The organism is Rahnella aquatilis CIP 78.65 = ATCC 33071 (genome assembly GCF_000241955.1).
Classification (GTDB): Bacteria; Pseudomonadota; Gammaproteobacteria; order Enterobacterales; family Enterobacteriaceae; genus Rahnella; species Rahnella aquatilis.
Window position 1 is genome coordinate 768887 of sequence record NC_016818.1, and the last position, 18968, is coordinate 787854.

Below are 18968 nucleotides of genomic sequence, written 5' to 3' on the forward strand. Positions count from 1 at the left end.
GCATTTTGCATATCAGAGGGGGGAACCTTATGTCCGATGAAAACTTACCTGATAAAAAAATCATCGACCTGAAAAAACTGCTGGAAGAAGTTGCGCAAAACAGTGAGTCCAGGCTGTTCGAGCCGCAGAAAAAAGACGGTGATGCAGCGAAAATCAACACGCTGATTAATCGCGCTATGCGTCTGCTTTCTCAGCGTGACCACGGCGAAACCGAGTTGCGCCGCAAGTTGCTCATTCCACCGATGCCTTTTGTTAAACCTCAGAATAAGAAAAACAGCTGGTCATCGCGTAAAAAACCGGCGCAAAATATATTTGCTGACGAAGAGGTGGTGAGAGCTAAACCGGAGCCGCTGCCGGTGCCAGAGGAAATTGCGGAAGAACATGTGCAGGCGGTGATTGACTACTGCTATCAGCATCACTGGCTCGATGATGCCAAATTTGCCAGCCGTTATATTTCCGGTCGCAGTAACAAAGGTTACGGTGCGCAGCGCATCCGTTCGGAATTACTGCAAAAAGGTGTCGATAAAGAAACCATTACAATGGCACTGGAAAACACAGATGTAGACTGGTGCGTTCTGGCGCGGGATTTGGCGGTCAGGAAATTTGGTGAAAATTTACCGACTGACTGGAAAGAAAAATCAAAAGTTCTGCGTTATTTGCTCTATCGGGGCTTCTTTCAGGAAGAAATACAGTCTATTTATCGCGATTTTGACGATTGACCGCATACGGTATTTTACTTCCCTGCGCAGAAATTTTATCTTATCCGCACTTTTTCGTTCGTGAGCTGTACAGATTGCTGCCATATGCAGCGTTATCCGGCTCAAGAGCCGTTCTTCCAGCATGATTCCGGGACATTTATGAGCAAGAGCACCGCTGAGATCCGTCAAGCGTTTCTCGATTTCTTCCATAGTAAGGGACACAACGTTGTTTCAAGCAGTTCGCTTGTCCCGACAAACGATCCGACACTGTTGTTTACCAATGCCGGGATGAACCAATTTAAAGATGTTTTCCTCGGTCTGGATAAGCGCGATTACAACCGCGCCACCACATCTCAGCGCTGTGTACGCGCGGGCGGGAAGCACAATGACCTCGAAAATGTCGGTTATACCGCGCGCCATCATACCTTCTTCGAAATGCTGGGTAACTTCAGCTTCGGTGATTACTTCAAGCACGATGCCATCAACTACGCCTGGGAATTGCTGACCGGCGAAAACTGGTTTAATTTGCCGAAAGAGAAGCTGTGGGTCACCGTCTATGAGACCGATGATGAAGCTTTTGAAATCTGGGAAAAAGAAGTCGGCGTTCCGAAAGAACGTATTATCCGCATTGGCGATAATAAAGGCGGTGCATACGCTTCTGACAACTTCTGGCAGATGGGCGATACCGGTCCCTGCGGTCCTTGTACTGAAATTTTCTACGATCATGGTGATCACATCTGGGGCGGCCCTCCGGGTTCTGCTGAAGAAGATGGCGACCGTTATATCGAAATCTGGAACCTGGTGTTCATGCAGTTCAACCGTCAGGCTGACGGCACCATGCTGCCACTGCCAAAACCATCTGTAGACACCGGGATGGGGCTTGAGCGTATCACTGCGGTTATGCAGCATGTGAACTCAAACTACGACATTGATCTGTTCCAGAAACTGATCGCTGCAGTGGCAGACGTCACTGGCGCGACCGATTTGAGCAACAAATCCCTGCGCGTTATTGCTGACCACATCCGTTCATGCGCATTCCTGATTGCAGACGGCGTGATCCCATCGAATGAAAACCGTGGCTATGTGCTGCGTCGTATCATTCGTCGTGCTATCCGCCACGGCAATATGCTGGGTGCGAAGGACACTTTCTTCTACAAACTGGTTGCTCCGCTGATTGAAGTCATGGGTCCGGCAGCGACGGAACTGAAAGAACAGCAGGCGATGGTTGAACAACTGCTGAAAACTGAAGAAGAACAGTTTGCCCGTACTCTGGAACGTGGTCTGGCGTTGCTGGACGAAGAATTGTCCGCACTGAAAGGCGACACGCTGGACGGCGAAATTGCTTTCCGTCTGTACGACACCTTTGGTTTCCCGCTGGATCTGACCGCTGACGTTTGCCGTGAACGTAATCTGAAAGTGGATGAAGTCGGTTTCGAAAAAGCGATGGATGTTCAACGCCGCCGTGCTCGTGAGTCCAGCGGTTTCAGCGCAGACTACAACAGCATGGTACGTGTTGACGGGGTCACTCAGTTCTCCGGTTACGAACATTTGCAGCGCCATTCCAATGTCGTGGCACTGTTTGTCGAGGGGCAGCCAGTGAATGAGATTGAGGCTGGCGTTAATGCTATCGTGGTTCTGGATGACACGCCGTTCTACGGTGAATCAGGTGGCCAGGTTGGCGATAAAGGCATTCTGAAAACGGCTGCTGGCGTATTCTCTGTATCTGATACTCAGAAATACGGCAAAGCGATTGGCCATCAGGGCGCACTGAACGCGGGTAAACTGAGCATCGGTGACAGCGTCGAAGCAGAAGTTGACGTCGCGCGCCGTGACCGCATCCGTCTGAACCACTCCGCTACACACTTGCTGCACGCCGCGCTGCGTCAGGTGCTGGGCAAGCACGTGGCTCAGAAAGGTTCTCTGGTTAACGACAGCTATCTGCGTTTCGACTTTTCGCATTTTGAAGCGATGAAACCAGAAGAGATCCGTCAGGTAGAAGATCTGGTGAATGCGCAGATCCGTCGCAATTTGCCGATCCAGACCACTATTATGGATCTGGACGAAGCGAAAGAAAAAGGCGCAATGGCGCTGTTTGGTGAGAAATACGAAGACAGCGTCCGTGTGCTGAGCATGGGTGATTTCTCTACCGAATTGTGTGGTGGTACACACGCCAGCCGTACCGGCGATATCGGGCTGTTCCGTATTCAGAGTGAATCCGGTACCGCAGCAGGTGTTCGTCGTATTGAAGGGATCACTGGTGAAAACGCGATTAATGCATTGCATCAGCAAAGCGATTTGCTGCAGGATGTCGCGCATCTGGTGAAAGGCGATGTGAACAGCATCACCGATAAAATCCGTTCTCTGATTGAACGTTCACGTGTGCTGGAAAAAGAACTTCAGCAGGTGAAAGGCCAGCAAGCTGCGCAGGAAAGTGCATCACTGTCCAGCCAGACGAAAGAAGTGAAAGGCGTTAAATTGTTGGTCCGTCAACTGGATAACGTAGAGCCTAAAATTCTGCGTACGATGGTTGATGACCTGAAAAATCAGTTGGGATCAGTGATTATTGTCCTGGCAACCATTGCTGATGATAAAGTCAGTCTGATTGCAGGTGTCACGAAAGATCTGACCGATCGCGTTAAAGCCGGTGAGCTGATTGCTTCTGTGGCACAGCAGGTCGGTGGTAAAGGCGGTGGTCGTCCTGATATGGCTCAGGCAGGCGGCAGTGATGTGCAGGCATTGCCTGCCGCGCTGGCGACTGTTGAAGCCTGGGTTGAAGCTAAGCTGTAATAAGAAATAAATAGCTAACCATGTAAACGCCATAATCTATTGTGCTGTATGGCGTTTTCAGTCTTAATGGCGATGTAAGCTTCGCGATTAAAGTCGCGACAATGACGATATCGGCTAAACTTAAAGTACTCATGGCTGAAGTTGCAGGCTGCTTACATTTTATGTAGGGGTCATGGCTTACGTTTTACCCGCTTATGTTCGATAATGGCCGGGAAACTGAGAGACCCGACTCTTTTAATTATTCAAGGAGCAAAGAATGCTTATTCTAACTCGCCGAGTTGGTGAAACCCTCATGATTGGCGATGAGGTTACAGTTACCGTTTTAGGTGTTAAAGGTAATCAGGTACGCATTGGTGTGAATGCGCCGAAAGAGGTCTCTGTTCACCGTGAAGAGATTTATCAGCGTATTCAGGCTGAAAAGTCTCAACAGACGAGTTACTGATTTACGAGGCGTCTCGCTAATGGCGAGGCGCTGAACCTCTTTTGTGTACGTTATCGCTTATCCTCACCTCGTTTTCCTGCGTTTTCTTTTTAATTTCTTACTGTGTTAACTCTCCTGAATTGTCTTTTCCTAAAAATGAAGGCATTTTTTCTGCGTTCATGGCCTGTTTTTGTGTTCAAACTGCTCAGGTTGCGCGTGAAATGTCCAAACGGATGATTGTCAGGAAAAAAGGGTTTGACTTATAAGGGCCAGAAAGTAATATGTGCGCCACGCAGTGCCGATGAGCTTGAACAAAGTTAGTCAGCACACTCGCAAGAGGCGTATGGTGAGGTGGCCGAGAGGCTGAAGGCGCTCCCCTGCTAAGGGAGTATGCGGTCAAAAGCTGCATCCGGGGTTCGAATCCCCGCCTCACCGCCATTTAAAATGCACCCATAGCTCAGCTGGATAGAGTACTCGGCTACGAACCGAGCGGTCGGAAGTTCGAATCTTCCTGGGTGCACCATACTTTCCTGAACGTATATTGATTTGCAATCAAATGAGCGTGACGGGCAAATGCGAAAGCAGATGCAGTACGGAAAAATGGTCAGGTAAATCTGCAGTAAGAATCAAAATGCACCCATAGCTCAGCTGGATAGAGTACTCGGCTACGAACCGAGCGGTCGGAAGTTCGAATCTTCCTGGGTGCACCATATTTTGTGTATGTTGAAGTGATAATAACGATTTTATATTGCACTCAACATGCAGATAGCACGAAGGAAGATAACGTTGCTTCAGCAACGGCCCGTAGGGCGAGGCGATAGCCGAGTAATCTTTCTGGGTGCACCATTCTTCTTAAGCAATTTCCGAACTAAAATCTGTAGTACCCTAATGCACCCATAGCTCAGCTGGATAGAGTACTCGGCTACGAACCGAGCGGTCGGAAGTTCGAATCTTCCTGGGTGCACCATATTTTAAACATGTTTGAGCGACGACTTTCGTATAGGGTCCTCCGGCATGAAGGTAGCACGAAGAAAGATAACGTTGCTTTAGCAACGGCCCGCAGGGCGAGGCCCCGCCGAGTAATCTTCCTGGGTGCACCATATTAGAAAAACCCGCTTCGGCGGGTTTTTTGCTTTCTGCATTTCACCTCTGTATCTCACCCTTCTTTTTCATTTTCCTGAGCTTTCTGACGTGTTCTGATGTGCTGTGCGCGTGGACAAAATGCGACTTTCTACAGACTTTGCGATAAAGTAGTTTTCCTGTTTTTTCGTGATCATGGAGCATCCGATGTACGATCGATACGAAGGGCTAATATTTGATATGGATGGCACCATATTGGATACCGAACCTACGCACCGTAAGGCATGGCATCAGGTATTGACCAAATACAGCATGCAGTATGATGTCGACTCCATGGTTGCTCTCAATGGTTCTCCGACCTGGCGGATCGCCAGGTTCGTTATAGACAGTAATAAGGTTGAGATGGATCCCCATCTTCTGGCGGCTGAGAAAACAGCGGCCGTGCAGGAAATGTTGCTCGACACCGTCCGGCCTCTGCCATTGATTGACGTCGTCAAATCCTACCATGGTCGCCGACCGATGGCGGTAGGAACGGGCAGCGAGCACTGGATGGCGGATGCACTGTTACGGCATTTAGGGCTGCGCGATTACTTTGATGCGATTGTGGGTGCGAATGACGTAAAAAACCACAAACCCGCGCCGGACACTTTTTTGCGGTGTGCGGAGTTGATCGGTGTGCCTCCTGAAAAATGTGTCGTCTTTGAAGATGCAGATTTCGGTATTGAGGCGGCGAAACGCGCCAATATGGATTTCGTGGACGTGCGTAAGCTGTGAGCCGTGCTCTGGCGCTGGCTTCCTTATTTGGCAGCAGCTTTTTAAGTGCCACATTATTGCCTGGAAATTCAGAAGTCTTATTAGTGGCTTTATTGTCAGCTGGCAGCGCAATGCCAGCTGCACTGGTTTTGTCTGCATCTGTCGGCAATACCTTAGGCGGCATAACCAACGTCATCATCGGACGCTTTCTGCCACAGCTTAAGCCTCAGCGTGGACTCAATGTCGCACAGGGCTGGCTGAAGCGCTTCGGACCCGCCGCGTTATTGCTGAGCTGGTTACCGGTGGTGGGTGATGTGTTGTGTGTATTAGCAGGTTGGCTGCGAATGCCGTGGGGGCCTGTGGTCTTTTTCATGTTTATCGGAAAAGCGGTGCGTTACATCCTTTTGACTTTTGTAACGCTGGAGGGGCTCTCATGGTTCGGTTAGATTGGCATCAGCTATCAATTATGGTCACATCTATGCAGATTCAGTATGCTTGCAAATTAATGGTTTCACCAAGCGGGAGGTCAATTTGATCCCGGATGTATCTCAGGCGCTTTCCTGGCTGGAAGCCCACCCTCAGGCATTAAAAGGTATTCGTCGTGGTATCGAGCGTGAAACGCTTCGGGTTAATCCTGACGGTTCATTAGCGACTACGGGGCACCCGGAATCTTTAGGTGCGGCTCTGACGCATCGCTGGATCACCACCGATTTTGCTGAAGCCTTATTAGAGTTTATTACGCCCGTCGATGACAATATTGAGCATCTGATGGCGTTTCTCCGTGACATTCATCGTCACGTGGCCCGTGAGCTGGGTGACGAGCGCATGTGGCCGTTCAGCATGCCGTGCTTTATCGAATCCGGACAGGATATTGAACTGGCGCAATATGGCTCCTCGAATGTCGGGCGTTTAAAAACGCTTTATCGCGAAGGCCTGAAAAACCGCTATGGCGCACTGATGCAGGTGATTTCCGGCATCCATTACAACTTCTCGCTGCCGATGACATTTTGGCAGGAGCGGTTGGGTGTGACCGATACGCAAAGCGGGAAAGAGGCGATCTCTGCGGGGTATTTCAAGCTTATCCGTAACTATTACCGTTTCGGTTGGGTGATCCCGTATCTGTTTGGGGCTTCGCCTGCAATCTGTTCCTCCTTCCTGAAAGGACGTGAAACGGATCTGCCTTTCGAGTATACCGAAGGCGGATTGTGTTATCTGCCTTATGCCACGTCACTGCGTCTGAGTGATTTAGGATATACCAATAAGTCGCAGAGCAATCTGGGCATTACATTTAACGATCTGAGCACCTATGTTCAGGGCGTGAAGAAAGCGATCCGCACACCATCTGCTGAATATGCTGAAATGGGTGTGAAGAAGGACGGGAAATATCTTCAGCTGAACACCAATGTGTTACAGATTGAGAACGAACTTTATGCGCCAATCCGTCCTAAACGGGTCACAAAATCGGGTGAAACGCCTTCGGATGCGCTGATGCGCAGCGGTATCGAATACATTGAAGTCCGATCGCTGGACGTCAACCCGTTCTCTCCGGTGGGTATCGATGCAACCCAGGCGCGTTTCCTGGATCTGTTTTTGGTATGGTGTGCTTTAGCGGATGCGCCGGAAATGAACAGTGATGAGCTGCTTTGTACGCGCAAAAACTGGAACCGGGTGATCCTTGAAGGGCGTAAACCGGGCCAGACGATTGGTATCGGCTGTGACGATCAACGTCAGCCGTTAGCCAGCGTCGGCAATGCGTTGTTTGCAGATCTGAATCGGGTGGCTCAGGTCATGGATAACCAAAATGGTGATCATCTCTATCAGGATGTCTGTAAAGAGCTGGTTGCTGCGTTTGATGATCCTGAACTGACTTACTCTGCCCGCATCCTCAAAGATCTGAAACAGCAGGGCGTCGGTAATCTCGGACTGGAACTGGCGGAAAAATATCGTCAGATGCTGGTGAGTGAACCGCTGGAAGTCTTGGATGAAAGCGCTCTGATGGCTGAGCAGGATGGTTCATGGCAGCGTCAGCGCACCCTGGAAACCAGTGATAAGCTAAGCTTTGAAGAGTATCTGGCTGCGAATGCAGGCAGTAGCAATGAGTAGAAAAGAAAAAGGCCACAATTAATGTGGCCAAATAAACATCTCTGTTTACAGGGATGATGATAACAAATGCGCGTCTTTCACTAATTAAGACCCGCATGCTGGGAAAAGGTTTCCTGAGTTCGTAAAAAAAATTAATTTATTTAGGAGAGGTGACGATATGCCACTGTTGGATAGCTTTACCGTAGACCATACCCGTATGGCAGCACCTGCTGTTCGCGTCGCAAAAACCATGAAAACCCCACACGGGGATACCATCACTGTGTTCGATCTGCGTTTTTGCCGCCCGAACATTGAAGTGATGCCGGAACGTGGTATCCACACGCTTGAGCACCTGTTTGCGGGTTTCATGCGTAATCATCTGAACGGTAACGGTGTTGAAATCATTGATATTTCTCCGATGGGTTGCCGTACCGGTTTTTACATGAGCCTGATCGGTGTGCCGGAAGAGCAACGGGTTGCTGACGCCTGGAAAGCAGCGATGGCGGACGTTCTGAAAGTGAAAGAACAGCGCCAGATCCCTGAGCTGAATGAATACCAGTGCGGGACTTACGAAATGCATTCCCTGAAAGAAGCCCAGGAAATCGCGCAGCATATCCTCGATCATGAGGTTGTCGTGAACCGTAACGATGATCTGGCTCTGCCAAAAGAGAAACTGTCCGAACTGCACATCTAGTTTTCAGGTGGTGCAGATGACAAAAAAGACGCGAAATTCGCGTCTTTTTTATGCCTGAAATTCAGCGTACTAGTGCTGATTCACACTGCTTTGCAAAGGTTGTAACGGACGGACCTGCACTTGTTTGATCATGTTGTCCTGGACATCCAGGATCTCAACTTCATAGTCTTCAATGCGCAGATTAGTACCGATTGTCGGGATCTCTTCCAGCACTTCCAGCAGCATGCCGTTGATAGTTCTCGCTTCTTCGGCGGGCAGGTGCCAGTTAAAAGCTTTATTCAGTTCCCGCACGTTCGCACTGCCTTCAATCAGCACTGAGCCATCGCTTTGCGGCGTCACTTCTTCAGCCAGCGTTGGCGACATCGACGTTGTGAAATCGCCGACGATTTCTTCGAGGATATCCTCAACCGTTACCAGGCCCTGAATATCACCGTATTCATCCACCACGATGCCTACTTTCTTTTTATTCCGCTGGAATTTTACCAGCTGAATGTTCAGCGGTGTGCCTTCCGGAATGTAGTAAATCTCGTCAGCGGCCCGCAGGAGGTTTTCTTTGGTGAACTCTTTTTTCTCGGTCATCAGGCGATATGCTTCGCGCAAACGTAGCATCCCGATAGCATCATCGAGCGAGTCGCGGTAAAGCACGATGCGGCCATGAGGTGAGTGGGTCAATTGACGAATAATCGACTTCCAGTCGTCGTTGATATCAATGCCGACGATTTCATTGCGCGGAACCATGATGTCATCAACAGAGACTTTCTCCAGATCAAGCACAGAAAGCAGCATGTCCTGATTCCGGCGCGAGATATTGGAGCGTGACTCGTTCACGATGGAGCGCAGCTCTTCTTTACTGACGGCGTCGCTGAGGCTCGTAGTAGTTTTGATGCCGAACATTCTCATCAGCAAACGCGAGAGACTGTTAAGGATCCACACCAGTGGCATCATAATAGTTTGCAGCGGACGCAACAAAATACTGCTAGGAAACGCGATGCGTTCCGGATTCAGTGCGGCAAATGTTTTAGGCAGCACTTCTGCAAACAGCAGAACGACAAATGTCAGTACACCCGTGGCAATCGCCACACCGGCATCACCGTAAAGACGGATGCCCACAATCGTTGCCAGAGCGGAAGCAAGAATGTTGACCAGGTTGTTGCCAATAAGCACCAGGCTGATCAGCTGGTCCGGACGTTTTAACAGCTTTTCGACGCGCCGCGCCGCGCGGTTACCCTGTTTGGCCAGGTGACGTAACCGGTAACGGTTGAGTGTCATCATACCGGTTTCGGAGGCTGAAAAATAAGCCGAAACCACCACCATGATGATCAATGTGATGATCAGGGTTGTTGTCGAGACGTGCTCCAACGGGTATTCCTTTTGATTAATGAACCATGATTTGCTGGATCAGGCGACTGCCAAAATAGGCAAGAGTAAGCAGGATGGCGCCCGCCATGCTGAACCATACCACGCGACGGCCGCGCCAGCCTTCGTGATAATGGCCCCACAGCAGGACGATATAAACGAACCATGCCAGTATCGATAAGACGGCTTTGTCGATATTCTCCGGGCTGAACAGGTTATTCAGATAAAGTAATCCGGTGCACAGCGTCAGCGTCAGTAAAATGACGCCAATCTGGGTAATGTGAAAAAGTTTGCGCTCAATACTCATCAGCGGCGGCATGTCAGCGGTGAACGTCAGGCGTTTATTCTTCAGCTGATAGTCGAGCCAGGCCAGCTGCAAGGCGTAAAGGGCGGCAATCATCAGCGTAGCATAAGAGAATAATGCCAGGCCGATATGTACCAGTAAGCCTTTGCTTTCTTCAAGATGGGTGATGAATTCACCTGGAAGAAACGTCACGAACGCCAGATTGATCAGCGAAAAGCTGTAAACAATCGGTAAAACGAACCAGCCGCGATTGCGCGAGGCGACGATGGTCATCACCGTTCCGATGATTAAACTGACCACTGAGCCGATATTGACCAGGCTGAGGTTCTGACCGGTGCTGACATCAAAAATTCGTTGTTGCAATGCTACGGCGTGGCAGACAAGTGCCACTACAACGGAAATCAGTGCTAAACGCCGGTATGCGCTGTTCTTCCGGATAATGCTCGGAATAATCAGTGCAAGGCTGAGCAGATAGGCCAACATGGCGACGAGAGCAAAAACTGACATAGCGTTTCGGTAGCATCGAAAAGTGAATGAGAACCGCAGTATAACGTTACCCGCGTCACGCTCCAACCTATCTGAGACGCCAAAGCAGAGATCGTTCGCGCTTCGTGTTATAATCCCGCAATTACGTCGCAAAAGCGGCCTGTCATTACGTTGAGCAAGAGACGATGTTTGAGAATTTAAGCGATCGATTGTCGCGCACATTGCGCAATATCAGCGGCCGCGGGCGGCTGACCGAAGAGAATATCAAAGAGACATTACGTGAAGTGCGTATGGCGTTACTGGAAGCGGACGTTGCGCTGCCGGTTGTACGTGATTTCATCAACCGGGTGAAAGAGAGCGCCGTTGGCGTTGAGGTCAATAAGAGCCTCACACCGGGTCAGGAATTCGTCAAAATTGTCCAGAAAGAGCTGGAAACCGCGATGGGCGAGGCGAACACCGAGCTTAACTTAGCGGCACAGCCGCCGGCTGTGGTTCTGATGGCGGGTTTACAAGGTGCCGGTAAAACCACCAGCGTCGGTAAACTGGCGAAGTTCCTGAAAGAGAAGAAAAAGAAAAAAGTGCTGGTGGTTTCCGCCGACGTTTACCGCCCTGCGGCGATCAAACAGCTGGAAACCCTGGCGCAGCAAGTTGAAGTGGATTTCTTCCCGTCTGACGCCCAGGAAAAGCCGGTTGATATCGTTAACCGTGCCCTGCAGCAGGCGAAACTGAAATTCTACGACGTGCTGATTGTCGATACCGCCGGACGTTTACATGTCGACGAAGCGATGATGGACGAAATCAAACAGGTTCACGCCGCGATTAATCCGGTTGAAACCCTGTTTGTTGTCGATGCCATGACCGGTCAGGATGCTGCGAATACGGCGAAAGCATTTAACGAAGCGCTGCCGCTGACCGGTGTGATCCTGACCAAAGTCGACGGTGATGCGCGCGGCGGTGCTGCGCTGTCGATTCGTCATATTACTGGCAAACCGATCAAATTCCTGGGTATGGGTGAAAAAACCGATGCGCTGGAGCCGTTCCATCCGGATCGTATTGCCTCCCGTATTCTGGGCATGGGCGACGTTCTCTCTCTTATCGAAGACATTGAGAGTAAAGTTGACCGCGCACAGGCTGAAAAACTGGCCAGCAAACTCAAGAAAGGCGACGGCTTTGACCTGACCGATTTTCTCGAGCAGCTCAAGCAAATGCGTAATATGGGCGGCATGGCGAGTATGATGAGCAAACTGCCGGGTGTCGGTCAGTTGCCGGATAACGTCAAATCCCAGATGGATGACAAAGTGCTGGTGCGCATGGAAGCGATCATCAACTCGATGACGCTGAAAGAGCGCGCTAAGCCAGAAATTATTAAAGGTTCCCGTAAGCGTCGTATTGCGATGGGTTCTGGCATGCAGGTGCAGGACGTGAACCGCTTACTCAAGCAGTTCGACGATATGCAACGCATGATGAAGAAAATGAAGAATGGCGGCATGGCGAAAATGATGCGTGGCATGAAAGGTATGATGCCACCAGGTTTCCCTGGCCGTTAATCGACGTCACTGCCTATATATCAGCCATATAGGCGGCTCATGCAAAATGGTGGCTAAGGTTTCTACGCTTTAGATTGCTTTTTGCGCCAAAATGAGTAAAATTTTCGGGCTTTTTATATTGCAACCAGACCCCGTTCCCCGATGGGGTCTGGTTGTTTTATTAACTAAAGAGGATGTTATGGTAACAATTCGTTTAGCACGTGGCGGCGCAAAAAAGCGTCCGTTTTATCAAGTAGTAGTGACCGACAGCCGCAACGCTCGTGACGGTCGTTTCATCGAACGCGTAGGTTTCTTCAACCCATTGGCTTCTGGCCAGGCTGAAGCACTGCGTATGGATCTGGACCGTGTTGCCCATTGGGTTGGTCTGGGTGCTACCGTTTCTGATCGCGTTTCTGCGCTGATCAAAGACGCTAAGAAAGCAGCTTAATCTGTCGCGGTGGTGGCAATGAGCAAGCAATCCAATCCAGTGGTACCCGCTGAGCCGTTAGTTCTCGGCAAAATGGGTTCAACGTACGGCATTCGTGGTTGGCTCAGAGTGTTTTCATCCACCGAAGACGCTGAAAGCATCTTTGACTACCAGCCCTGGTTTATCCAGCGTGCCGGTAAGTGGCAAGTTGTCGAGCTGGAAGGCTGGAAACGCCACACTCAGGACCTGATTATCAAAGTCAAAGGCATTGATGATCGGGATGCCGCGAATCTTCTGACCAATTGTGAAATTGTCGTCGATTCAAAGCAACTGCCTCCACTGGAAGACGGTGACTACTACTGGAAAGACCTTTTTGGTTGCCAGGTAGTGACAACTTCCGGTTACGAACTGGGCAAAATCATCGATATGATGGAAACCGGTTCTAACGATGTGATGGTAGTTAAAGCCAACCTGAAAGATGCATTCGGACTCAAGGAGCGGTTGATTCCGTTCCTCGATGGGCAGGTTATCAAGAAAGTCGATCTCGCTACTCGCACTGTGGAAGTAGATTGGGATCCTGGTTTTTGACCTCCGTAGTGTTTATTCATGTAAAACATGTAAACAAGGTCTGGTTGAGCGGTCAAACATTTGGAAGGGGTAGGCTATGTGGATTGGTATAATTAGCCTGTTTCCTGAAATGTTCCGCGCAATCACGGATTACGGGGTAACTGGCCGGGCAGTTAAGAATGGCCTGTTGAGCGTAAATTGCTGGAGTCCTCGTGACTTCGCATACGACCGACATCGTACCGTGGATGAGCGCCCTTATGGCGGTGGTCCCGGAATGCTGATGATGGTGCAACCCTTACGGGAAGCGATTCATGCAGCAAAAGCAGCGGCAGGCGAAGGTGTGAAGGTGATTTATCTTTCACCTCAGGGTCGCAAACTGGATCAAACCGGTGTTTGCGAGCTGGCGGCTCATCAGAAAATTATTCTGGTTTGTGGCCGTTATGAAGGGATCGATGAGCGCATAATCAAAACCGAAATTGATGAAGAATGGTCAATTGGCGATTATGTTCTTAGCGGTGGAGAGTTGCCGGCAATGACCCTGATTGATTCAGTTTCCCGCTTTATACCGGGCGTTCTGGGTCGTCAGGCTTCAGCAGAAGAAGATTCTTTCGCTGACGGATTGTTGGATTGTCCCCATTATACCCGCCCTGAAGTGTTGGAAGGCATGGAGGTACCGCCAGTTTTACTGTCGGGCAACCACGCTGATATACGTCGCTGGCGCCTGAAACAGTCGCTGGGTCGAACCTGGCTTAGAAGACCTGAACTTCTGGAAAACCTAGCTCTGACTGACGAGCAAGAGGTGTTGCTGAGAGAGTTCCAAAAGGAACATCGGCTCAGTCAACAAAACTATGAAGGGAACGCCAAAGCGTAACGCGAGGCCGTCCCGATATATCAGTTTACCTAGGGTAAGAGACATATTATGAGCAATATCATTAAACAAATCGAACAAGAGCAGATGAAGCAAGACGTACCTGCATTCCGTCCAGGTGATTCTCTGGAAATTAAGGTATGGGTCGTTGAAGGTTCTAAAAAGCGTCTGCAGGCATTCGAGGGCGTGGTTATCGCTATTCGTAACCGCGGTCTGCACTCTGCATTCACTGTTCGCAAAATTTCTAACGGCGAAGGTGTTGAGCGTGTATTCCAGACTCACTCCCCGGTAATCGACAGCATTACTGTTAAACGTCGTGGCGCCGTTCGTAAAGCTAAACTGTACTACCTGCGTGAGCGTACTGGTAAGTCTGCTCGTATTAAAGAGCGTCTTAACTAAGGTATCGCTAACGCGACATCTACTAGTTAATATAGAACAAGGGGTTAGCCATCGGCTAACCCCTTTTTTTGCATCAATGACCCCATATTGACTACGCAGCGGCAGGCTGGCCACCCGGTTTTGAGATAACCCGGGCGACAGATTCGTGTGTTGCGAAAGTACAGCTGCACTCAATGTTCTGACACTGGTGATAGCGTTCTTTCGTGGATTCACTCAGATAACGGCTTGAACGTGTATGGGCAACCTTTCCACAAAGCGGACAATGCATCATAAAAACCTCCGGCATGACAGGTAAGCGATAAGGTGATTATGAAACCCACATCTTGCAAAAGCAAGTTAATATTGCAATATTGATGATTCGTAGGTGATATCTGCAACATAAATCTTCAGATTCAATGTTGTCGTGAAACCTTTTTCATTAAGATTATGAACGGCTGAATCGATGATCCAGTGCTGGTTGTCTATCACATCTTTAAACCCCTGCACGTTGACCGGCGTTTGTGCGCCCAGGTCTGCGCGCCCCAGCGCCAGACGGATGCTAAAAGAGGCCGAATCTGCCTGAACCTGATTAAACACAGAGTCAGCTGCGCGTTTTGCGGTTTCCTCGTCAGGAAATATTTTGGCGAGCTGGAGAACGTTATCTTTTGTGCCTGCGGTATAACTTTTTTCAGACGTATTTTTTAGCGCGACATTGCTTGTTGTTGCCGTTTTAATGTCATGCCATCGGGCATTCACTCCCTCATAGGCCTTCTTGTCGGCAATTTTGAAAATATGGTTATCACCGTCACTTCGAGTGAGGGTCTTCCAGGGAAGCGGTTGTCCGGAAGCGGTACGGCCTGTGCCTGGTTTGAAAAATAAAATGGCGCCATTTTTCACGGTTACCTGAGCACCGTAAAGCTGCGCCAGCCGGGTCAGGAAATAGCCGTCATTCTCTTCCGTCTGGTCAATATGTGGGATCTTAATGCTGTCGAGTTCCGGCGGGATGACCGGCAGGGATAATTGGTTGCGGCTGGAAATCATGCGGATAATCGCGCCAAGCGTGTAATCATCGTAGGACTGGCTGAGCTTTGTCTCGAAAGAACCCCGAAAATCGGCACTCCGGGCCGTGACATCGATCCTGTCCGGTGAGCCCTGATGATTCACAGTATCTACAGTGAAATAACCACAGTCATATAACGCCTGCTTCGACCATCCGAGGTGCAGATGTAAAACCGTCCCGCGGGCTGGCATTTGCACCTGACCATCACTGTCGTCGAAAGTCAGGGTCAGGGTGTCCGCCTCAAAGCCACTTTTGTCAGTCACTGTCAGGCTGATAATGTGGTCAGAGATATTTTGCTCAAGCACCTTATTTTTGATCTTTAAGCTAAAAACAGGCGCGATGCGGGCGCCGACAGGTAACTGCAAATCAGTAAGCATGATCAGGCTCCGCTGGCGAAATTGCTGAGTGCCGAACTGGCCTTGTTATATAAGCCCTCGGCCTGAGTCAGCAGATCGCCGAACATGGCGGCCTGCGATTCATCGACGCGCGTCAGATTGAGCGTGAAAGTGATGCTTCGCGCCTGGCCGCTGGAGTTAAACTCGGCATTGTCATTGGTTATGCTTTTGATAACAAACATGCCGTAAATCGTCCCGCTGCCTTCAATGAGCGGCCATGCGCGCCCGGAATCCGCCATAACCTGCAGCGCTTGCAGATACCGTACTCCACCGGTAACTTCGGGCAACAGTTGCCCTTTGAGGGTCATGGCCTCTTCACCCAGTCCAAGAAATTGCGAGACCGGGCGCTGTCCAAACCGGGTATTGGTGCCCCAACCATAATTTACCTGACGGGAAGTATTCTGATACGGCAGCGTGTTTAATTTAAACACGAATAAACCCAGCGACATCATCATGGGTAAATCCCTCCGTTGTTGTACTGGCTGAGAAGATTGTTGGTATTGTTCCATTCCCGCTGGTTTAACGAATCCTCGATCCAGGTTCTGATCTGGTTATGATCCGTCTCCGGTGTCGCGGTGAAACTTAAGTTCACGGTCGTCGCCCGGTTATCCGTCAGGTTGTTGGCCACGCTGCTTTTAGCTGGCTGATACAGGTTCAGCGCGCCGCCGGTTGGGGATATGCTGTCTGATGGGGGAGCTGAGATATCCGGGCGTTCAGCGGGATCACTGCCGCCAAAAAGGGAGTCCCATCCTTTTTTTGCCCAGTTGAAGACTTCGCCAATTTGGGAGACGGCTTTATTGAGCGTGACGAAAATCTCTGCGATTGCTTCTCCGACCGCTTTGCCGATATCAGTGAAGCCGCTCAGGGTGTTTTGTGTGAAGTGAATGGGCTCAAACAAATCCGTAATCCATCCCAGCGCGGTTCTGAACGGTGCAAACGCGCCACTTATTGGCCCCATTGCCGCAGTAAATCCGTCAATCACTCCGCCGACAAAGGCACTGATCGGCTCCCAGAGTTTCACCACCGCAATGCCAATCCCGGCAATCAGCGCGATGACTGGCAGCAGCGGAAGTCCGATGGCGGCAAAGGCTGCAGCAATAACGCCGCCGGTACCGGTAAAAATGGTTCCCAGCAAACCGGCGCCCGCCATCAGCATATTGATACCGCTCAGCACCGGTGCAATGACCATGCCGAGCGAGCCCAGCCCGCCGATGATGCCGGTGATACCTAATGCCAGACCGAGCAGGGAATTCACCAGAACGGGATTATCAGTAATCCAGGTATTGATCGTGCCCAGCCAGCTGGTGGCGGTTTGCGTCAGTTCACGCAGGGCGGCACTTTGCCCGTCGAAAAGGTTGATACGGATAGTGTCCCAGGTGGCAAAAAGCTTGGTGATATCGCCATCCAGATTGTCGCCTTTCACGGTCACCGCCATCTGCGCCGCAGGCGTTGCGCCATTCAGTGCCGCCGGTGTTTGTTCCAGAACCTGATCGGCATTCATTCCGTTTTTAGCGAGTGCCTGCTGTTTAGCGACCACTTCCGCCGGTGAATGGCCGGCAGCCGCCATCGACAAGCTTTGCTGGCGTAAAGCCGCCAGTTGTGGATCGTCATTTTTCAGTCCGAGAACAGACTGCACTTCAGCCAGTCCGGATTCTAGCTCTGCACCCGGTTTAAGAAAGTTTTGTGCCAGCGTCAGTTTCGGTTGTGCAAAGGAAAGGGCAGACGAGCTAATATTTTTTAACTGGCCAATTTTCAGTTCGCGATTTTTAAACTGTTGCCCGATCTCCTGCCCTTTGTGTTCCATTTGCATCGGGCGTTGCTGGCGCAGCTTTTCTAAGGACTGGCTGGCCACCTTTTTTTTCAGACCAGAAAATGCCTGCGTTTCTGTCCCGCTGTCGGGGGCGAACAGTGACGTTTCAAACTGAAGGGAAGCATCAGCCATATCTTCTGAAACAACGCTGAATAACGTCTTCCCGGGCAGCGCGAGCAGGTTTTTCCTGACCCTGTCTGTTTCTGCCCTGAAGACGGCCAGATCCTGATTTATTTTTTCCAGCGTGTCGGGTAACTGTTCGAGATTACTCATCTGTTTTTACTCCGCTGCGTTGCAATGCCTTATATCGCCAGTTCAACAGATCGGTGAGTGACATGCCGTCCATCTCGGACGGCGGCCAGTGAAAGATCACCGCGATATCAGCCATCAGGTCATCCACGGTGAGACGGGGCGCAATGCTTACACCACCGGTTTCGGCGATAAAAAACCAATCACCTTGCCTGCCAGCGCAATCAGGTCAGGCAGTTCCAGGCGTGAGCACTCTTCTTTGGTCAGGTTCGGATAGGTGATGCGCGGCAAAATAGTGATCAGAGCATCCACATCGGCGTTTGCCAGCGCTGCGAGGCCGATGCCCCGCAGGCTGCCTGCTGTCGGTTTAGTCACCTGAATTTCAGTGATTTCCATTTCACCGCGTTTTAGCGGAACATCTAAAATCACGGTGTTGTCGTTGATGTCAGTAAGATTCATACGTTTCCTGCTTAAATCGGAGATGAAGCCGGCAATAGCTGCCGGCTTGGGGAAGAGATTACAAGCCGAGTGCGGTGCGATGTTCCGCCAGACGGTCAACGCCGTTGACGATTTCCACCATATTGACGGTGTCGATCTCAATCAGTTCTTTGCCGTCGATAGTGAGTTTGAAGTACGTACACTGGGTGGTGACTTTGGTCTCAGTGTCTTCACCTTGTTTGTACTCGCCGAAATCAAACTCTTTGTGGCGGCCGCGCATCATCACTTCAACTGCCGACACATCGCCGGTGTCGTCGCGCTGCAGTGAACCGGCAAAACGCAGCGGAATATCCGATGTGCTGCCCCATTGCTGCAGAACCAGTTCATCCAGACCGCCGATAGACCATTCCAGTGTCAGCGCATCATCATCCAGACCGAAGTCCACCGCGACCGAACCGCTCATGCCGCCGCCACGATAGTTTTGCAGTTTGCGGGTGAGTTTCGGCAGTGTCAGCGAAGAGACCAGACCGAGGTAGCTGTTCCCGTCATTAAACAGGTTCAGGTATTTCAATTTCTTTGGAAGTGCCAT

General features: G+C 50.5%; 21 protein-coding genes and 4 tRNA genes. 16 read left to right on the forward strand and 9 right to left on the reverse strand.

Annotated features, from left to right (window positions below):
- Positions 1 to 176: 176 nt before the first annotated feature.
- From recX to luxS, 11 genes are all read left to right on the forward strand, one after another.
- Positions 177 to 719: a recombination regulator RecX gene (recX, locus tag RAHAQ2_RS03460; protein ID WP_377433310.1), complete on the forward strand. Its 543-nt coding sequence runs from the start codon at positions 177 to 179 to the stop codon at positions 717 to 719.
- 138 nt (positions 720 to 857) lie between these two features.
- Complete coding sequence (gene alaS, locus RAHAQ2_RS03465) at positions 858 to 3485, forward strand: alanine--tRNA ligase (protein WP_015695922.1); 2628 nt, start codon at positions 858 to 860, stop codon at positions 3483 to 3485.
- A gap of 256 nt (positions 3486 to 3741) precedes the next feature.
- Entirely contained in the window at positions 3742 to 3927 is a 186-nt protein-coding gene (gene csrA / locus RAHAQ2_RS03470) for a carbon storage regulator CsrA (protein ID WP_013574027.1), read from the forward strand.
- Positions 3928 to 4251: 324 nt separating this feature from the next.
- Positions 4252 to 4344, forward strand: a tRNA-Ser gene (locus tag RAHAQ2_RS03475).
- Positions 4345 to 4352: 8 nt separating this feature from the next.
- Positions 4353 to 4429 (forward strand) — tRNA-Arg (locus RAHAQ2_RS03480).
- Between the two features lie 110 nt (positions 4430 to 4539).
- A tRNA-Arg gene (locus RAHAQ2_RS03485) sits at positions 4540 to 4616 on the forward strand.
- A gap of 180 nt (positions 4617 to 4796) precedes the next feature.
- Positions 4797 to 4873: transfer RNA gene (locus tag RAHAQ2_RS03490), tRNA-Arg, on the forward strand.
- A 320-nt stretch (positions 4874 to 5193) separates the two neighbouring features.
- Positions 5194 to 5760, forward strand: a complete 567-nt coding sequence (yqaB, locus tag RAHAQ2_RS03495) for a fructose-1-phosphate/6-phosphogluconate phosphatase (RefSeq protein ID WP_015695923.1) — start codon at positions 5194 to 5196, stop codon at positions 5758 to 5760.
- Entirely contained in the window at positions 5757 to 6185 is a 429-nt protein-coding gene (locus tag RAHAQ2_RS03500; RefSeq protein ID WP_015695924.1) for a YqaA family protein, read from the forward strand. The genes yqaB and RAHAQ2_RS03500 overlap by 4 nt, the downstream gene beginning before the upstream one ends.
- An 85-nt stretch (positions 6186 to 6270) precedes the next feature.
- Entirely contained in the window at positions 6271 to 7842 is a 1572-nt protein-coding gene (gene gshA, locus RAHAQ2_RS03505; protein ID WP_015695925.1) for a glutamate--cysteine ligase, read from the forward strand.
- Positions 7843 to 7999: 157 nt separating this feature from the next.
- Entirely contained in the window at positions 8000 to 8515 is a 516-nt protein-coding gene (luxS, locus tag RAHAQ2_RS03510; protein ID WP_015695926.1) for an S-ribosylhomocysteine lyase, read from the forward strand.
- A gap of 69 nt (positions 8516 to 8584) precedes the next feature.
- Here the strand turns inward: luxS and RAHAQ2_RS03515 are convergent, their stop codons facing one another.
- Together RAHAQ2_RS03515 and RAHAQ2_RS03520 are read right to left on the reverse strand one after the other, a co-directional pair.
- The gene (locus RAHAQ2_RS03515) at positions 8585 to 9874 is read right to left on the reverse strand and encodes an HlyC/CorC family transporter (RefSeq protein WP_015695927.1); all 1290 of its coding nucleotides are present in this window, start codon (positions 9872 to 9874) and stop codon (positions 8585 to 8587) included.
- A gap of 16 nt (positions 9875 to 9890) precedes the next feature.
- The gene (locus RAHAQ2_RS03520; protein ID WP_013574033.1) at positions 9891 to 10682 is read right to left on the reverse strand and encodes a cytochrome C assembly family protein; all 792 of its coding nucleotides are present in this window, start codon (positions 10680 to 10682) and stop codon (positions 9891 to 9893) included.
- Between the two features lie 164 nt (positions 10683 to 10846).
- On the opposite strand from RAHAQ2_RS03520, the gene ffh reads away from it, so the two are divergent.
- The 5 genes from ffh (at position 10847) to rplS (ending at position 14448) form a co-directional block, all read left to right on the forward strand.
- Positions 10847 to 12208 (forward strand): signal recognition particle protein, encoded by a 1362-nt coding sequence (ffh, locus tag RAHAQ2_RS03525; RefSeq protein WP_015695928.1) that lies wholly within the window; start codon positions 10847 to 10849, stop codon positions 12206 to 12208.
- A 178-nt stretch (positions 12209 to 12386) separates the two neighbouring features.
- Positions 12387 to 12635, forward strand: coding sequence for a 30S ribosomal protein S16 (gene rpsP / locus RAHAQ2_RS03530; protein WP_015689395.1), 249 nt, complete (start codon positions 12387 to 12389; stop codon positions 12633 to 12635).
- Between the two features lie 18 nt (positions 12636 to 12653).
- A complete protein-coding gene (gene rimM, locus RAHAQ2_RS03535; RefSeq protein WP_015695929.1) occupies positions 12654 to 13202 on the forward strand; it encodes a ribosome maturation factor RimM in 549 nt (182 codons plus the stop codon).
- A 76-nt stretch (positions 13203 to 13278) separates the two neighbouring features.
- Positions 13279 to 14052 (forward strand): tRNA (guanosine(37)-N1)-methyltransferase TrmD, encoded by a 774-nt coding sequence (trmD, locus tag RAHAQ2_RS03540; RefSeq protein WP_013574037.1) that lies wholly within the window; start codon positions 13279 to 13281, stop codon positions 14050 to 14052.
- Positions 14053 to 14100: 48 nt separating this feature from the next.
- Positions 14101 to 14448, forward strand: coding sequence for a 50S ribosomal protein L19 (rplS, locus tag RAHAQ2_RS03545; RefSeq protein WP_013574038.1), 348 nt, complete (start codon positions 14101 to 14103; stop codon positions 14446 to 14448).
- A gap of 91 nt (positions 14449 to 14539) precedes the next feature.
- Here the strand turns inward: rplS and RAHAQ2_RS24780 are convergent, their stop codons facing one another.
- The 7 genes from RAHAQ2_RS24780 to RAHAQ2_RS03575 all read right to left on the reverse strand — a co-directional run bounded on the left by RAHAQ2_RS24780 (position 14540) and on the right by RAHAQ2_RS03575 (position 18968).
- Complete coding sequence (locus RAHAQ2_RS24780; protein ID WP_015695930.1) at positions 14540 to 14719, reverse strand: ogr/Delta-like zinc finger family protein; 180 nt, start codon at positions 14717 to 14719, stop codon at positions 14540 to 14542.
- 65 nt (positions 14720 to 14784) lie between these two features.
- Positions 14785 to 15864 (reverse strand): contractile injection system protein, VgrG/Pvc8 family, encoded by a 1080-nt coding sequence (locus tag RAHAQ2_RS03550; RefSeq protein ID WP_015695931.1) that lies wholly within the window; start codon positions 15862 to 15864, stop codon positions 14785 to 14787.
- Positions 15865 to 15866: 2 nt separating this feature from the next.
- A complete protein-coding gene (locus RAHAQ2_RS03555; protein WP_015695932.1) occupies positions 15867 to 16337 on the reverse strand; it encodes a phage tail protein in 471 nt (156 codons plus the stop codon).
- Positions 16334 to 17965: a phage tail tape measure protein gene (locus tag RAHAQ2_RS03560; protein ID WP_015695933.1), complete on the reverse strand. Its 1632-nt coding sequence runs from the start codon at positions 17963 to 17965 to the stop codon at positions 16334 to 16336. Before RAHAQ2_RS03560 ends, RAHAQ2_RS03555 begins: the two co-directional genes overlap by 4 nt.
- Entirely contained in the window at positions 17958 to 18092 is a 135-nt protein-coding gene (locus RAHAQ2_RS03565; RefSeq protein ID WP_037040551.1) for a GpE family phage tail protein, read from the reverse strand. Before RAHAQ2_RS03565 ends, RAHAQ2_RS03560 begins: the two co-directional genes overlap by 8 nt.
- A gap of 20 nt (positions 18093 to 18112) precedes the next feature.
- A complete protein-coding gene (locus tag RAHAQ2_RS03570) occupies positions 18113 to 18400 on the reverse strand; it encodes a phage tail assembly protein (RefSeq protein ID WP_015695934.1) in 288 nt (95 codons plus the stop codon).
- A gap of 58 nt (positions 18401 to 18458) precedes the next feature.
- Positions 18459 to 18968 (reverse strand): phage major tail tube protein, encoded by a 510-nt coding sequence (locus tag RAHAQ2_RS03575; RefSeq protein ID WP_015695935.1) that lies wholly within the window; start codon positions 18966 to 18968, stop codon positions 18459 to 18461.